Source organism: Streptomyces sp. NPDC043996, from assembly GCF_056435225.1.
In genome coordinates this window covers 628,319-642,679 of sequence record NZ_JBWKEY010000005.1, presented here as the reverse complement: position 1 = coordinate 642,679, position 14,361 = coordinate 628,319, and the positions used below count along the sequence as shown (strand labels likewise).

The following is a 14,361-nucleotide window of genomic DNA, read 5'->3' as shown; positions in this document are numbered from 1 at the left end:
GCCCGCTTTCGCTCCCGCGAGAGCCATGGATCGACAGCTTTCGTTGGCCATCGCGAATTGGCCATTCCTCGCCGCTCGGAACCCCCGCTCGCGCTTCCGCTTTCGGGTGGCCTGTGGGCCTCACGCATGCCACGTCGTCGCGGTGCGCCCGATGAGGGCATTCCACTCCCCGTGCTGAATTCCGGCCAGCCTCTGCCGCATTCACTGTGAGCATGTGCAAAGAGCATGGCCGTGCGTAGAGTGATCGACGCTCACCAGATGATCTCAAGTCCGGGGCCCGGCAAGGGCCCTGGGCCTGGATGAACGCGCTTCCACATCGCCTTTCACTTGTCCTGCTCACGTCAAGTCAATGTGTGACGACACCTCCGAGGAAATCAACGCCTTGAGACAGAGAAGCAGATTCAGGGCCGCGCGCGTCTCCGTCAGCTGCGCCATCGCCACCGCGATAGCGATCGGGACCGCGACGCAGGCCTACCCCGCCACGGAACGACCATCCGCACCCGCCAAGGCCGCCGAAGGGCGCGGCGACGCGCCCGCTCCGTCCAAGCGGGCGGACGAGGACGGCCCCAAGGACCGGGTTCCCGCCAAGGACCGCGGCGAGGTGCTCGGCGACGGCTACGCCAAGTCCGCCGACACCGCGTGGACCACCATCGGTGACGCCACCGGATTCCATCTGATGACCGCCGACGAGGCCGACGGATACCGGTGGAAGACCGCCGCGACCCTGACCGAGCCCGGGTTCTTCGACACCGACACCTGGATCGGCAACGCCTGCGTCACCGCCTCCGGCGACCGCGCCCTCGTCGCGTACGCGCCGCGCACCTTCACCAACAAGCCGGACCTGATGGCGCGGGGCGCGTTCACGGCCACCGTCGACCTGAAGACGGGCGCGGTCAGGAAGCTCCCGTACCAGGCGAGTCTCGCCTACTTCTCGCCCGGCTGCGGCGATGGCGAGCAGGCGGTCCTTTCGCAGTTCACCGACGAGAAGACGTCGGACGAGAACGAGACGCGCCTGATCACGATCGACGCCCGCACCGGGAAGACGGCCGGGTCGGTCACGATCGACGGCCAGATCACCTCCGCGGTCCCGACCCGCGAAGGGCTCGTCGCCGCGCAGGGCAACGCGATCGTGCGGATCGGCGAGGACGCCAAGCCCCAGCTGGTCACGCGCACGGACAACGTCCCCTTCAGCCTCTCCGTCACCCGGGGCGGAGGTCTCGCCTTCCTCGACCGCGGGCGCGACGGGAAGGCCCCGGAGAAAGCCACGAAGGGCGCCGCGAAGCGCGGTGCGGCGAAGGCTCCCGCGGGCCCTGCGACCAAGGTCAAGTACCTCACGGGCGGCCAGGTCGCGGGTGCGGCGGCGAAGGCCCGTACGGTCGCCGAGGGCGCTCTGGCCGACGTCGACCTCACGCGCTCCGCCGACGGGACCGCGCTCGTCACCGGCGCCGCGAAGAGCGTCGGGCCGCTGCCCAAGGGCGTGCGGAACCCGGGCGGGATCGACAAGGACGCCACCGCCTCCACCCGGGCGCACGCCGCCGTGACCGCCGCGTGGGCCGACGGCAAGGACACCCGCATCCGCGCGTCCGAGTACGCGACGGCGCGCACGGCGCACATCGAGATGCGCCACCTGCCCACCAAGAGCACCCCCGACTTCGAGGCCAACCCGGCCACGGCCCCGGTCAACCCCGACCCGGCCGAGGGGCAGGACCGCTCCCCCGCCCTCGGCACCGCCCCGGTCGGGGGCGGCGCCGGCAAGGGCCGCGGCGGGCAGTCGCGCCTGGACATCTCCGAGCCGGAGTCCGAGCGCACCTGCTCGGTGGAGCGCGGCAACCCGCAGAAGCAGGCGTTCCAGCCGAAGCCCCGCCAGATCGAATGGGCGGTCAACCGGTCCGTCGAGGGCAACCTCGACGGCCATGTCTCCCGGCCCGCGAACTGGAAGAACATGGGCATGGGCGCCTACAAGCCCCAGTCCCTCATCGGCGGTCTCACTCCGCTCTCCGGCGGTGGCCGCATTCCCGCGCAGGTATTCCTCGGCATCACCGCGCAGGAATCCAACATGTGGCAGGCCACCCGCTTCGCCGCGCCGGGCACCACCGCCAACAGCCTCATCGGCAACTACTACGGCCTCAAGCACGATGAGCACGGGGGCGTCAACGACCCCTGGGCCATCAACTGGAAGGCCGCGGACTGCGGCTACGGCATCACGCAGGTCACCGACGGCATGCGGCTGCCCGGCAAGCCCTACGAGGACGGGCCCGCCCGGCCCGCCAAGCCGCGCGCGTACCAGGAGGCCGTGGCGCTCGACTACACGGCGAACGTCGCGGCGGGCGTGAACATCCTCGCCGAGAAGTGGAACTCGACGCGCGCCGACGGGATGACCGTCAACAACGGCGACCCGAAGGGGATCGAGAACTGGTTCTTCGCCCTCTGGGCCTACAACTCCGGCTATTACCCGAAGTCGGATACGGGGAAGAACGGCGGCAAGTGGGGTGTGGGCTGGGCCAACAATCCCGCCAATCCCACCTTCAAGCCCAACCGCAACCCGTTCCTCCAGACCGCGGCCGGTGGCCCCGACTACTCGCACGCCGCGAAGCCGCAGTTCTGGCCGTACCCGGAGAAGGTCATCGGCTGGGCCGCGAATCCGCTGGAGACGCTGGAGGAGCCGGGCAAGCTCGTCCACGGCTACCGCCCGGCCTGGTGGACCACCACCCCGCACCGCATCACGTCGAAGCCGCCGGTCCACCAGTTCTGCAGCGGCTCCAACGAATGCGACCCGGCGAAGATCAAGGAGGGGGCGTCGAACGACTCCCCCGCCACCGGACCCTGCCAGCGTTCGGACTGGAAGTGCTGGTGGAACACGAAGGTCGCGTGGAAGAACTGCGACAACCGCGAGTGCGGCTTCGAGCTGTTCCGCTTCGACAACACCTATCCGGAGGAGGCGGACGGCAACTCCCACCCGCCCCGGTGCGAATCCGGACTCCCGCTGGGCACCCCGGTCGTCGACAACCTCAACACCGGTCAGCGCGTCGCGGGTTCCGACCTCAGAAGATGCACGGACAGCGCCCAGTCGTCCGGCTCGTTCAAGTTCGACTTCGCCTCACCTTCAGCGAAGATGGACACGCATCAGCTCGGGGTGGGATACGGCAACCACATGTGGTTCTCCAGTACGCGCAAGGCCAGCTCCGAGGAGGCGAAGCGGCTGAAGGTCACGGGGACGTGGACAGGACCCAGCTCCACCAAGGGCTGGACCCGCGTCCTGGTCCACATGCCGAACGTCGCCGCGCGCTCCCAGCAGGCGAAGTACTCGGTGTCCGGCACCGATGCCACCACTCCTCCGCACCGGGTCGCCCCGCAGCGCGTCCGCGGCAACGAGTGGCGGTCACTCGGCGTGTTCAACTTCACCGGATCTCCGAAGGTGTCGCTGTCCAACATCACCGAAGAGGACGTGTCGGTGGACATCGCCTGGGACGCCGTCGCCTTCCAGCACCTCGACTCCAAGCCCTACCAGGTGGTCGGCATGGGCGACTCCTTCGCCTCCGGTGAGGGCGCGGACGACAAGGACGGAAAGGACTACTTCCGGGAGACGGACTACCGGGAGGACATCGGCAAGGACGGGGTGGTCAACAAGTGCCACCGCTCCAAGTACGCCTGGATCCGTGAGGCGAAGCTGCCGGGGAAGTCCAAGTCCATCGGTGAGCTCTCGGATACGTACGGCAATGTCGACCTGAGCTTCGTCGCCTGCTCCGGCGCCCGTACGTACAACATGTGGTCGGGCGGCAAGACCCAGGACAACTCGCTGCCCCAGATGGACCTCGGCTATCTCGACAAGAACACCGACCTGGTCACCCTCGCCGTGGGCGGCAACGACTCGCTGTTCGCCGACGTGATCTCGGAATGCATCCTCTACGCGGGCATCAAGCTCTGCCAGGACGCCGAGTTCGAGATGAGGGATCCGGACACGGGAAGCAAGACCGGTAGGTTGACCGGGGCGTTGAGGAACTTCCTCCCCGACTGGATCACCAGCCAGGTGAAACCGCGCATCGCGAGGGTCCTCAAGGAGATCAAGGACCGGGCGCCGAACGCCAAGGTCGTCCTCATGGGCTATCCCCCGCTCTTTGAGAAGGGCGGCGCCTGCGTGCCCGGAACCAACGTGGCGGAGGTTCTCTGGCTGAACGACGAGATCAGCCCGCACCTGACCAAGGAGATGGCGGCGGCCGCCAAGGAGAACGGGGCGACGTTCATCGACCCCGCGCAGGAGTTCAACGGCAAGGCGATCTGCGGCGACCCCGAGTCCATTCACGGCATCGTCACCGGCGGCCGGTCCGAGGCGGACAACTCGCTTCCCCAGCCGTCGATGAAGTCCTTCCACCCGAAGATAGCCGGCGCCCGCCTGTACGCTGACGCCCTGGAGCGCGGCCTGCGGTAACGCCCGGGCACACCCACGACCGGACCCGCCGTCGAGCGGTTCGGCCACAGCTGACCGACGGGCCCCGGCACGCGTGCCGGGGCCCGTCCCGCACGGTCTCGGAATCGACATGGACTACATACGACACGCCAAAGGCGCCCTCGCCGCCACCATGGCCACGGCCGCCTGCCACACCGTCATGTCCGGCGGCTACGCGTGGGCGCGCGATGCCAAGGACCAGGACCCGGACGCGTGGTTCGCCGGAGCCACCCAGTTCGTCCTCACCACGCTCGCCTCCTGGGCGCTCATGCCGCTGCTGCTGTGGGCCGTGATGCGCCTGACGCGGGAGACCGGCACCCAGCGGCTCGTCGTCGTCGGGAGCGTGGTCTGGCTGGGGCTTTCCGGCTACTCCATCGACGCCATCGACCAGTCGGGCGGGCACATGCCCGTGCCCGCCCTCGTCTCGTACGTCCTGATCTGCGCGCTGCTGTCCGGTCACCGGAGCGACAGCGACAGCGGCACCGGCTGAGCCCGACCGGGCCGGACCGCGGCGGCCCGGCCCGGTGGGGTTCAGGCGCTGAGGTAGTCCCTGGCGACGGCCGCCGCCACCCGTTCCAGGAGCGGGCCCGCCTCGGTCAGGCAGCGCTGGACGTCGGGTTCCAGGTCCGTGAGGGCGTAGGCGCGGCGGATGCCCGCGGCGCCGAGTGCCGACGGGGACAGGGCCAGGCGGCCGCAGACGGCGACGACGTCGACACCGGCGGCGCGGGCGGCGGCCGCCACCCCCGCGGGCGCCTTGCCGTGCAGGGTCTGCTGGTCGAGGGAGCCCTCGCCGGTGATGACGAGCCGTGCCCCGGCCAGGGCGGGCGCGAAGCCGAGCACGTCGAGCATCACCTCGATGCCGGGCCGGAAGGACGCGCCGAGGCCCACGAGGGCGCCGTAGCCGATGCCGCCCGCCGCTCCGGCGCCGGGTGCCTCGGCGTGCTCCAGGGCCGCCGGGCCCACCGCGTCGGCGAGCACCCGGGCGAAGTGCGCGAGCGCGGTGTCCAGGGCCGCCACGTCCTCGGGCGATGCGCCCTTCTGCGGGCCGTAGACCGCGGGGGCGCCCTTGGGGCCCGTGAGCGGGTTGTCGACGTCGCTGGCGAGGACGATGTCGGTGTCCTTCAGGCGCGGGTCGAGCCCGGACAGGTCGGCGGTCGCCAGGTCGCGCAGCGGCCCGCCGCCGGGGGCGACCGGCTGCCCGGCCGCGTCCAGGAACCGCCCGCCGAGCGCGGCCAGCATGCCCGCGCCGCCGTCGGTGGTGGCGCTGCCGCCGACGCCGAAGACGACGGTGCGCGCGCCCGCGTCGAGGGCGGCGCGGAGCAGCTCGCCGGTGCCGTACGTCGTCGCGGTGAGCGGCGCGAACACGCCGTCGGGCAGCCGTTGCAGGCCCGAGGCCTCCGCCATCTCCACCACGGCGGTGCCCTCGCGCAGCGCGTACGCCGCGTCGACCTGGGTGCCGAGCGGTCCCGTGACCCGTACGCTCCGGCGCTCGAACCCGGCCGCGACGGCCGCGTCGACCGTGCCGTCGCCGCCGTCCGCGACGGGCAGTGCCCGCACCGGCTGGTCCGGCACGACGTGGCGCAGGCCCTCCGTCACGCGCTGTGCGACCTGCACCGCGGTGAGCGACCCCTTGAACTTGTCCGCGGCGATCAGCACATGGCCTCGGTCACGGCCGTCGCCGTGCGCGGCGCCGTGGCCCCCGTCGTGAGCTGTCGTCGCTGCAGCGTCCGCCACCTTGCATTCCCCTTAGCTTTCGGGCCTTGCTCGCGTCAAGGCAGTCGCGCCGCTGCGACCATAACCGCAGGAGGGGCCCGCTGCCCAGGGGCGCAGGGGCGGCCCGCGGCCGCCGTGGCTGATGCGGGCGACCGGGGGGCGCGGCGTCCGGGAATTCGGTAGACCGGACCCATGACGCCCACGACGCCCACGACGCTGACGGCACCCGGCACGGACCTCGCGGACAAGGTGCTCGGCGGCTGGCTCGGCCGGATCGCGGGCAACATGCTCGGCAAGCCCGTCGAGCGCGGCGACTACTGGACCCGCGACCGCATCGACCGCTATCTGCGGCTCACCGACGCCCTCCCGCTCACCGACTACCTGCCCCCGCCCCCGCCCGGCGCCACCGGCTTCGAGCTGCGGCCCGAGTGGCCCTCCTGCGTGCGCGGCGGCATCAGCGGCAGCTGCCGCGACGACGACGTGGACTACGCGATCCTCGGCCTCGAACTGCTGCGCACGCGCGGCTTCGACTTCAGCACCGAGGACGTGGGCGAGCTGTGGCTGCTGCGGCTGCCGTACCGGCAGACGTTCACGGCGGAGCGCGCGGCGTACCGCAACCTCGTGAACGGCCTGCGGCCGCCGCTGACCGCGACGTACGACAACCCGTACCAGGAGTGGATCGGCGCCCTGATCCGCGCCGACGTCTACGGCTGGACGTGCCCGGGCGAGCCGGTGCGGGCCGCGGCCCTGGCCCGCAGGGACGCGGTGCTCTCGCACACCGGCAACGGCGTGTACGCGGCGATGTGGGCGGCGGCGCTGATCGCGGCCGCGTTCACGGCGGCCGGGCCGCGCGAGGCGGTGGACCGCGCGCTCGGGGTGATCCCGGCGGGCTGCCGGATCGCGCGCACCGCGCGCCGGGTGGCGGCGCTGCACGAGGCGCGGCTGAGCTGGGAGGAGACGCTCACGGCCCTGGACGGCGAGACGGCGGGGCTCGGCTGGATCCACGCGGTGCCGAACGTCGCCGTGCTCACCGCCGGACTGCTGTACGGCGGGGGCGACTTCACGCGCACGCTCGCGCTGACCGTGCGCTGCGGCCTGGACACGGACTCCAACGGCGCGACCGCCGGGTCGTTCGCGGGCGTCCTGTGCGGGGCGGCGGCGATTCCGGGGCGGTGGCGCGAGCCGCTGGAGGACCGGGTCAGGAGCGCGGTGTTCGGCTACGACGGGGCCCGCGTCAGCGAACTGGCGGCCCGCACCACGGAGTTGGCGCGGGCGTCCGCGACGGCGGCGCCGCCGCCCGCGTAGGCGCTCGGGCCGCTGCGGCTACGCTTCCCCCGTGACGACCCTCGACTACACCGCGTACATCGCCGGGCTGCCCCGCGTCCTCGCCGGAGCCGCCGCCCTCATCCGCGATCCGGCGGGCCGCCTGCTGCTCGTCGAGCCCAACTACCGCGAGGGATGGGCGCTTCCGGGCGGCACCGTCGAGTCGGACGCGGGGGAGAGTCCGCGGCAGGGCGCGCGCAGGGAGACCGCCGAGGAGGTCGGCCTGGACGTCGAGCTCGGCGGGCTGCTCGCGATCGACTGGGTGCCGGGGACGGCGACGCGGCCGCCGCTGGTGGCGTATCTGTACGACGGCGGGGTGCTGCCCGAGGAGCGGTTCCAGACGATCAGACTCCAGGAGGAGGAGCTCCTGTCGTGGCGCCTGGTGGACCGTGCGGATGTGCCGTCGTACCTGGCGGTGCCGCACGCGCGCCGGGTCCTCGCGGCGCTCGACGCGCTGGACGCGGGCAGCGGCACGGTGGAGCTGGAGGACGGCCACCGGGTCGCGTGATTCCGCCTGCTTCGGCGCGCGGTCCGCGCCGAAGCCGGGGAGAGTCGGTGGGGAGCGCTCGGCGAGCGCGGAAGGGCGGAGCACGTCGATGACAGCACCAGCACACCCTGAGGAGCCCCGGGTCCGTACGCACTCCTGGAGGCCGCCGGTGCCCTGGGCCGAGGCGGGCGACCTGAGCGGGCTCGAACACCTCCAGAAGATCGCCGCCGGGGAGCTCCCGGAGCCGCCCATCGCCTCCACCCTCGGCTACCGCCTGGTGGAGTTCGGTGAGGGCAGGGCCGTGTTCGAGGGCGACCCCGGCGAGCATCTGCTCAACCCGATGGGGACCGTGCACGGCGGCTATCTGGCCACCCTGCTCGACTCCGCCCTGGGCTGCGCGATCGCCACCGTGCTGCCCCGGGGCCGGGCCTACACCACGACGCAGCTCAGCGTGAACTTCGTGCGTCCGGTGTTCGCCGACACGGCGCGGCTGCGCTGCGAGGCGACCGCCGTCCACGTCGGGCGGACCACCGCCACGGCCGAGGCCCGGGTCGTCTCCGCCGCCGACGGCAAGCTGCGCGCCCACGCCACGACGACCTGCGCGGTCTTCGCGGCGCCGGGTGCGGGAAGCGGCGCGCGGTCATGAGCCGTACGACCGTCGTGAACCTCAAGGGCCACCGCGGCGACCCGGACTACGCCGACGTCGTCTATGTGGGCCGCGCCCTGCACCGGGGCGGCTGGGACCTGGCGGGCTCGCCGCTTGCCAGCCCCTTCCGGCCCGGCAAGGACGGGACGCGCGAGGAGGTCGTGGCGATGTACCGGGACCATCTGCTCAGCCGCCCCGACCTGCTCGCGCTGCTGCCGGAGCTGCGGGGGCGGCGCCTTGGGTGCTGGTGCGTGCCGGAGCCCTGTCACGCCGAGGTGATCGCCGAGCTCGCCGACTCCGGGGGCGGGGGCCGGGGGTTAGAACAGCGCGGCCCCGTTCTCGAACTCCAGCAGCCGCCGCTTGCGGTCGACGCCGCCGCCGTAGCCGGTCAGGCCGCCGTTCGCGCCGATGACGCGGTGGCACGGCACGATGACGCTGATGGGGTTCTTGCCGTTGGCGAGGCCGACGGCGCGGGACGCCGCGGGCTTGCCGAGGGCGTCGGCGAGCTGCCCGTACGTACGGGTCTCGCCGTACGGGATCTCCAGGAGCCGCTGCCAGACGGATCGCTGGAACGGTGTGCCGTGCAGGTGCAGCGGCAGGTCGAACTCCTTCAGCTCGCCCGCGAAGTACGCGGTGAGCTGCTCGGTCACCGGGCCGAAGGCCTCGGGGTCGCGGTCGCCGAAGGTCTCGTCGGCGGGGCGGTGGCGCTGCTCGGTCATATACAGGCCGCTGAGGGTGCCGTCGGTGGCGACGAGGGTGAGCGGTCCGTAGGGGCTGTCGATGACGGTGTGCGTGCGGTGCGTGTGCTGCATGGCGGTGCGGGCCCTCCGGTTCTGGCGGTCTCAGGGTGCGGGGATGTGGTTGATCGGGTGATCGTCGGTGGCCCACAGGTACTGGACGGCGTACGCGCGCCAGGGGCGCCAGGCCGCGGCGCGGGCGGTGAGCGCGGCGGGCGTGTGCGGCAGGCCGAGCCCCTGGGCGGCGCGCCGGACGCCGAGGTCGGAGGGCAGGAACGCGTCCGGGTCGCCGAGCGCCCGCATGGCGATGACCTCCGTGGTCCACGGACCGAAGCCCGGCAGCGCGGTGAGCTGGGCGCGGGCCCGCTCCCAGTCGTTCTCGACGCCGAGCTGGAGGGTGCCGCCGGCGAGGTGGCGTACGAGGGTCGTCAGGGTGGTGCGGCGGCTGCGGGGCAGCGCGAGCGACTCGGGGTCGAGGGCGGCGAGGGCCTCAGGCGTGGGGAAAAGATGGGTGAGGCCGCCCTCGGGGTCCTCGACGGGATCGCCGTGCGCGGTGACGAGGCGCGCGGCGTGGGTGCGGGCGGCGGCCGTGGAGACCTGCTGCCCGAGGACGGCGCGCACCGCGAACTCGGCCTCGTCCACGGTGCGCGGCACGCGCCGCCCGGGGGCCTTGTCGACGAGCGGGGCGAGCAGCGGGTCGGCGCGCAGCTGGCCGTCCACGGCGACGGGGTCGGCGTCCAGGTCGAGGAGCCTGCGGCAGCGGCTGATGGCGAGGGTCAGGTCGCGCGGATCGGTGAGGGTGAGGCGGCAGGCGATGTGGTCGGGGTGCGGGGTGAGGGCGGCGATGCCGTGCCCGTAGGGCAGGCGCAGGGTGCGGCGGTAGGCGCCGTCGCGCCACTCCTCGACGCCGGGGACGGCCGTCGCGATGAGGTGGCCGAAGAGGTTGTCGGGGTGGAGCGGGGCCCGGAAGGGCAGCCGCAGCGAGAGGGTGCCGTTGGCTCCGGGGGTGCGTCCTTCGTGGCCCTTGCGGGTGGCCGCGCGGGTGCGCAGTTCGCCGGGGGCGAGCGCGAAGACCTCGCGGACCGTGTCGTTGAACGTACGGATCGAGGAGAAACCCGCGGCGAAGGCGATCTCCGCCATGGGCAGCGCGGTCGTCTCGATGAGCAGCCGCGCGGTCTGCGCGCGCTGGGCGCGGGCGAGCGCGAGCGGCCCGGCACCGAGCTCGGCGAGGAGCTGGCGCTCGACCTGGCGGGTGCTGTAGCCGAGGCGGGTGGCGAGGCCCGGCACGCCCTCGCGGTCGACGACGCCGTCGGCGATGAGCCGCATGGCCCGGGCCACGAGGTCGGCCCGCTGGTTCCACTCGGGCGACCCCGGGCTGCTGTCGGGCCGGCACCGCTTGCAGGCCCGGAACCCGGCCTGCTGGCAGGCTGCGGCGCTCGGGTAGAACGTCATGTTCTCGGGCTTGGGCGGCACGACCGGGCAGCTGGGCCGGCAGTAGATCCGCGTGGTCAGCACGGCGGTGAAGAACCACCCGTCGAACCGCCCGTCCTTGGACCGCACGACACGGACACACCGCTCGAAGTCCCCGTGCATCCCTGCGGGCGCGGCTGTTTTCGGGGGTGACTGCACCTGCGGTGCGGGGGGCTGCTGTGCTGCGTGCCCTGCGTGGCGATCCTGCCCAGCGGGGCGGCCCAGACCGGCGGGGCGCTCTCGCCCTGCGGTGCGGCCCTGCCCCGCGGGCTCGGACCGCGTTGGTGTGGCTGTCAGTGGGCCCGCCCTGGTGCGGGCGGGCTGGGCCGTCCAGGGCGTGGGAGTGGTGGGGGTGGGCATGGGTTAAGGATCGGGGATCGGTGGGGGTGGTGGCTGGCGGGAAAACGACATCAGCCTTGTGCTGCCAGGGCCTCCTCGAACGCCTGGAGTGCTGGCTCGTCGAAGAGGACGAAGCGGATTTCCTCGAAGGTGGCCGCTTCCGGGGCGTCCCGTACGGCGTGGACGGCGATGCGGGCGGCGTCGCGCATCGGCCAGCGGTACGCCCCCGTCGAGATCGCGGGGAAGGCCACCGTGCGGGCGCCGACGGCGGCGGCGACGCGCAGGGACTCGCGGTAGCAGGAGGCCAGCAGCGCGGAGCGGTCCTCGGTGGCGGACCAGACGGGGCCCACCGTGTGGATCACGTGGGCCGCGTCGAGGCGCCCGGCCGTCGTGGCCACCGCCTGGCCGGTCGGCAGGCCTTTGCCGTAGCGCGCGGCGCGCAGTCGGCGGCAGTCGGCGAGGATCTCGGGGCCGCCGCGGCGGTGGATGGCGCCGTCGACGCCGCCCCCGCCGAGCAGGGAGGAGTTCGCCGCGTTCACGAGGGCGTCGGCGCGCTGCCGGGTGAGGTCGCCCTGGACGAGCGTGATCCGGGCGGTCACCGGTCCTCCCGCAGCCGCTTCCAGACGGCCTTGGCTGCGTTGTGCCCGGACATGCCGTGCACGCCGGGTCCTGGCGGGGTCGCGGACGAGCAGAGGAACACGGCGGGGTGCCGCGTGCGGTACGGGAACGCGGTGAGCCGGGGCCGCAGGAGCAGTTGCAGTCCGCTGGCCGCGCCGCAGGCGATGTCGCCGCCCACGTAGTTGGCGTTGCGGGCGGCGAGCTGGGGCGGGCCCGCGGTGGCGCGGGCGAGGACCCGGTCGCGGAAGCCGGGCGCGAAGCGCTCCAGCTGCCGCTCGATGGCGTCGGTCAGATCGCCCTGCCAGCCGTTGGGGACGTGCCCGTACGCCCAGAAGACCTCCTTGCCCTCGGGCGCGCGGGAGGGGTCGGCGACGCCGGGCTGGACGGTGATCAGGAACGGCGCGTCCGGGGCCCGGCCCTCACGCGCTGCGGCGCGCAGCGCGGCGCCGATCTCCCGGCTGTCGGCGCCGATCTGCACGGTCCCGGCGCGCCGCGGCGCCCGCGCGGTCCAGGGCACGGGCCCGTCGAGCGCGTAGTCGATCTTGAACGCGCTGGCGCCGTACCGGTACCCGTCGTAGTAGCGGCCGAGTCCCGCGATGCGGGCGAGCGCGGCGGGCGAGGTGTCGAAGACGTACGCGCGCGCGGGCGGCAGGTCGTCGAGGCGCTTGACCTCGTAGTCGGTGTGGACGGTGCCGCCGAGGTCCAGCAGGTACGCGGCGAGGGCGTCGGAGATGGACTGGGAGCCTCCGCGGGCGACGGGCCAGCCGCGCGCGTGGGCGGCGAGCGCGAAGACCATGCCGACGGCGCTGGTCGCGAGGCCGTTGAGGGGCGCGATGACATGGGCGACGAGCCCGGCGAACAGCGCCCGCGCCGGTTCGTCGCGAAAGCGCCGCAGCAGCCACGTCGACGGCGGAAGCCCGAGCAGCCCGAAGCGGGCGAGCCGCACGGGGTCGCGGGGCAGCGCGGTCAGGGGCAGCGCCATGAAGTCCCGTACCAGCGCGTCGAAGTGGGGCAGATAGGGCTCGACGAGCCGTCGGTAGGTGCCCGCGTCGCGCGGGCCGAAGGAGGCCGCGGTCTCGGCGACGGAGCGCGAGAGCACGGCGGCGCCGCCGTCGGGGAACGGGTGGGCCATGGGCAGCGGGGCGTGCAGCCACTCGAGGCCGTACCGCTCCAGGGGCAGGGCGCGGAACGCCGGGGAGTTGATGCCAAGGGGGTGCGCGGCCGCGCACGGGTCGTGCCGGAAGCCGGGCAGCGTGAGCTCCTCGGTGCGGGCGCCGCCGCCGACGGTGTCCCGGGCCTCGAAGACGGCCACCGAGTGGCCGCGGCGGGCCAGCTCGACGGCGGCGGTCAGGCCGTTCGGTCCCGCTCCCACGACGACGGCATCGAGCATCGACGGCACCTTCGGACTCCTTTGTCAGCCGATGGCCAGTGCCGCACAGGATATGCCGGAGGAACCGCGCCGCCGAGGTCGCGGGGGCCTGCGGCCGCGGCCCGTCGCCGCCCGCCCCCGGGCCCCGCCCCGGCCGGGCGGAGGGCCCGCCGCGCGGGCGGGCCCGCGCTCAGGCCCCGCCCGCGAGGGCGTCGGCGACACGCCGGGCCGTGGCCTCGTCCCGGGCGGCGGTGAACGGCAGGGCGTTGCCCCCGGTGATGGCGAAGGGCACGCCCTCGCGCGTGAGGTGGGCGCCGCCCGCCTCCTCGACCAGGAGCAGCCCCGCCGCGTGGTCCCAGGCCAGCTCCCAGCTGAACGCCACGGCGTCGAGCTCGCCGCGGGCCACGGCGAGGTACTCCAGGCCCGCGGAGCCGCAGGGCCGGGGGGCGAAGCCGTCGGCGCGCAGGCCGATCAGGGCGTGCTTCTGGTCGTCCGTGGTGAAGTCCGGGTGGGAGGTGGCCACCGTGAGGGGGCGGCCGGGCTCCGGGGCGCCGGTGCGCAGCGCCGTGCCGTTCAGGGCGGCGCCCCGGCCGCGGATCGCCGTGGCGAAGGCGTCGAGCGCGGGCGCGTACGTCCAGGAGGCGAGCACGACGCCGTCCAGGGCGAGGGCGACGAGCGTGCAGAAACCGGGGTCTCCGTGGACGAACTGGCGTGTCCCGTCGACGGGATCGACGATCCACACCGGCGCTTCGCGGGATATCGCCTCATAGGCGGAGGGATCAGCGTGCACCGCCTCCTCGCCGACGACGGCGGAGCCGGGCAGCAGTGCCGTGAGCTCGCGGGTGAGGAATTCCTCCGCCCTGCGGTCGGCGACCGTGACCAGGTCGTGGGGGCCGCTCTTCTGGACGACGTCCGCGGCGGCGAGCTGCCGGAACCGCGGCGTGATCTCCTCGGCGGCGGCCTCGCGGATCACGCGCTCCACGTCGGCGGCCTGACGTGCGAGAAAGTCGTCGATGCTTTCCTTGATGTGTCGTCCCTGCGTTTCGATCATGACTCCATGAGAGCACGCGGCACTGACATCCCGTGCGCGCGGGGTGAACAGAGGGTGGAATCCGGATGAAACCGACGGTTCCCCCGCCGCGTCAGTCGGCCCGGCCCCGCCGGAGACCCTTCAGCAGGCCCTAGCGCCCCGCCGGAGCCCCCTCAGCAGGCCCT

General features: G+C 73.4%; 11 protein-coding genes and 1 pseudogene. 6 read left to right on the top strand and 6 right to left on the bottom strand.

The features are described from left to right. Positions 1-382 precede the first annotated feature (382 nt). Both AC07A4_RS16840 and AC07A4_RS16835 read left to right on the top strand, forming a co-directional pair. Positions 383-4,426, top strand: a complete 4,044-nt coding sequence (locus AC07A4_RS16840) for a GDSL-type esterase/lipase family protein (RefSeq protein WP_478598724.1) — start codon at positions 383-385, stop codon at positions 4,424-4,426. Between the two features lie 109 nt (positions 4,427-4,535). Continuing rightward, the gene (locus AC07A4_RS16835; protein ID WP_478598722.1) at positions 4,536-4,934 is read left to right on the top strand and encodes a hypothetical protein; all 399 of its coding nucleotides are present in this window, start codon (positions 4,536-4,538) and stop codon (positions 4,932-4,934) included. A 41-nt stretch (positions 4,935-4,975) separates the two neighbouring features. On the opposite strand, the gene AC07A4_RS16830 is transcribed toward AC07A4_RS16835, so the two are convergent. Continuing rightward, positions 4,976-6,100, bottom strand: coding sequence for a glycerate kinase (locus tag AC07A4_RS16830; protein WP_478598965.1), 1,125 nt, complete (start codon positions 6,098-6,100; stop codon positions 4,976-4,978). A gap of 249 nt (positions 6,101-6,349) precedes the next feature. Here AC07A4_RS16830 and AC07A4_RS16825 point away from each other — a divergent pair, with 249 nt between their 5' ends. The 4 genes and pseudogenes from AC07A4_RS16825 to AC07A4_RS16810 all read left to right on the top strand — a co-directional run. Beyond that, a complete protein-coding gene (locus AC07A4_RS16825; RefSeq protein ID WP_478598720.1) occupies positions 6,350-7,462 on the top strand; it encodes an ADP-ribosylglycohydrolase family protein in 1,113 nt (370 codons plus the stop codon). A gap of 31 nt (positions 7,463-7,493) precedes the next feature. Further along, positions 7,494-7,988: an NUDIX domain-containing protein gene (locus tag AC07A4_RS16820; protein ID WP_478598718.1), complete on the top strand. Its 495-nt coding sequence runs from the start codon at positions 7,494-7,496 to the stop codon at positions 7,986-7,988. A gap of 88 nt (positions 7,989-8,076) precedes the next feature. Continuing rightward, entirely contained in the window at positions 8,077-8,613 is a 537-nt protein-coding gene (locus tag AC07A4_RS16815; protein ID WP_478598716.1) for a PaaI family thioesterase, read from the top strand. After that, positions 8,610-8,921 (top strand): annotated as a pseudogene (locus tag AC07A4_RS16810) (DUF4326 domain-containing protein); the annotation flags it as partial. The gene AC07A4_RS16815 and the pseudogene AC07A4_RS16810, both read left to right, overlap by 4 nt. Before the next feature lie 9 nt (positions 8,922-8,930). Here AC07A4_RS16810 and AC07A4_RS16805 read toward each other — a convergent pair. From AC07A4_RS16805 to AC07A4_RS16785, 5 genes are all read right to left on the bottom strand, one after another. Continuing rightward, on the bottom strand, positions 8,931-9,425 hold the full coding sequence (locus AC07A4_RS16805; protein WP_478598714.1) for a methylated-DNA--[protein]-cysteine S-methyltransferase: 495 nt from the start codon (positions 9,423-9,425) through the stop codon (positions 8,931-8,933). Between the two features lie 30 nt (positions 9,426-9,455). After that, positions 9,456-10,943 (bottom strand): AlkA N-terminal domain-containing protein, encoded by a 1,488-nt coding sequence (locus AC07A4_RS16800; protein WP_478598712.1) that lies wholly within the window; start codon positions 10,941-10,943, stop codon positions 9,456-9,458. A gap of 287 nt (positions 10,944-11,230) precedes the next feature. Further along, positions 11,231-11,758, bottom strand: a complete 528-nt coding sequence (locus AC07A4_RS16795; RefSeq protein WP_478598709.1) for an O-acetyl-ADP-ribose deacetylase — start codon at positions 11,756-11,758, stop codon at positions 11,231-11,233. Continuing rightward, positions 11,755-13,167, bottom strand: coding sequence for a phytoene desaturase family protein (locus AC07A4_RS16790; RefSeq protein WP_478598706.1), 1,413 nt, complete (start codon positions 13,165-13,167; stop codon positions 11,755-11,757). Before AC07A4_RS16790 ends, AC07A4_RS16795 begins: the two co-directional genes overlap by 4 nt. A 169-nt stretch (positions 13,168-13,336) precedes the next feature. After that, positions 13,337-14,197, bottom strand: coding sequence for an inositol monophosphatase family protein (locus AC07A4_RS16785; RefSeq protein WP_478598703.1), 861 nt, complete (start codon positions 14,195-14,197; stop codon positions 13,337-13,339). Positions 14,198-14,361 lie beyond the last annotated feature (164 nt).

What these genes read in the sequence shown, in the direction of transcription:
- AC07A4_RS16815 (WP_478598716.1), top strand. Translation starts at nt 8,077, where the DNA reads ATGACAGCACCAGCACACCCTGAGGAGCCCCGGGTCCGTACGCACTCC.
- AC07A4_RS16835 (WP_478598722.1), top strand. Translation starts at nt 4,536, where the DNA reads ATGGACTACATACGACACGCCAAAGGCGCCCTCGCCGCCACCATGGCC.
- AC07A4_RS16805 (WP_478598714.1), bottom strand. Translation starts at nt 9,425, where the DNA reads ATGCAGCACACGCACCGCACGCACACCGTCATCGACAGCCCCTACGGA.
- AC07A4_RS16790 (WP_478598706.1), bottom strand. Translation starts at nt 13,167, where the DNA reads ATGCTCGATGCCGTCGTCGTGGGAGCGGGACCGAACGGCCTGACCGCC.
- AC07A4_RS16785 (WP_478598703.1), bottom strand. Translation starts at nt 14,197, where the DNA reads ATGATCGAAACGCAGGGACGACACATCAAGGAAAGCATCGACGACTTT.
- AC07A4_RS16825 (WP_478598720.1), top strand. Translation starts at nt 6,350, where the DNA reads ATGACGCCCACGACGCCCACGACGCTGACGGCACCCGGCACGGACCTC.
- AC07A4_RS16800 (WP_478598712.1), bottom strand. Translation starts at nt 10,943, where the DNA reads ATGCACGGGGACTTCGAGCGGTGTGTCCGTGTCGTGCGGTCCAAGGAC.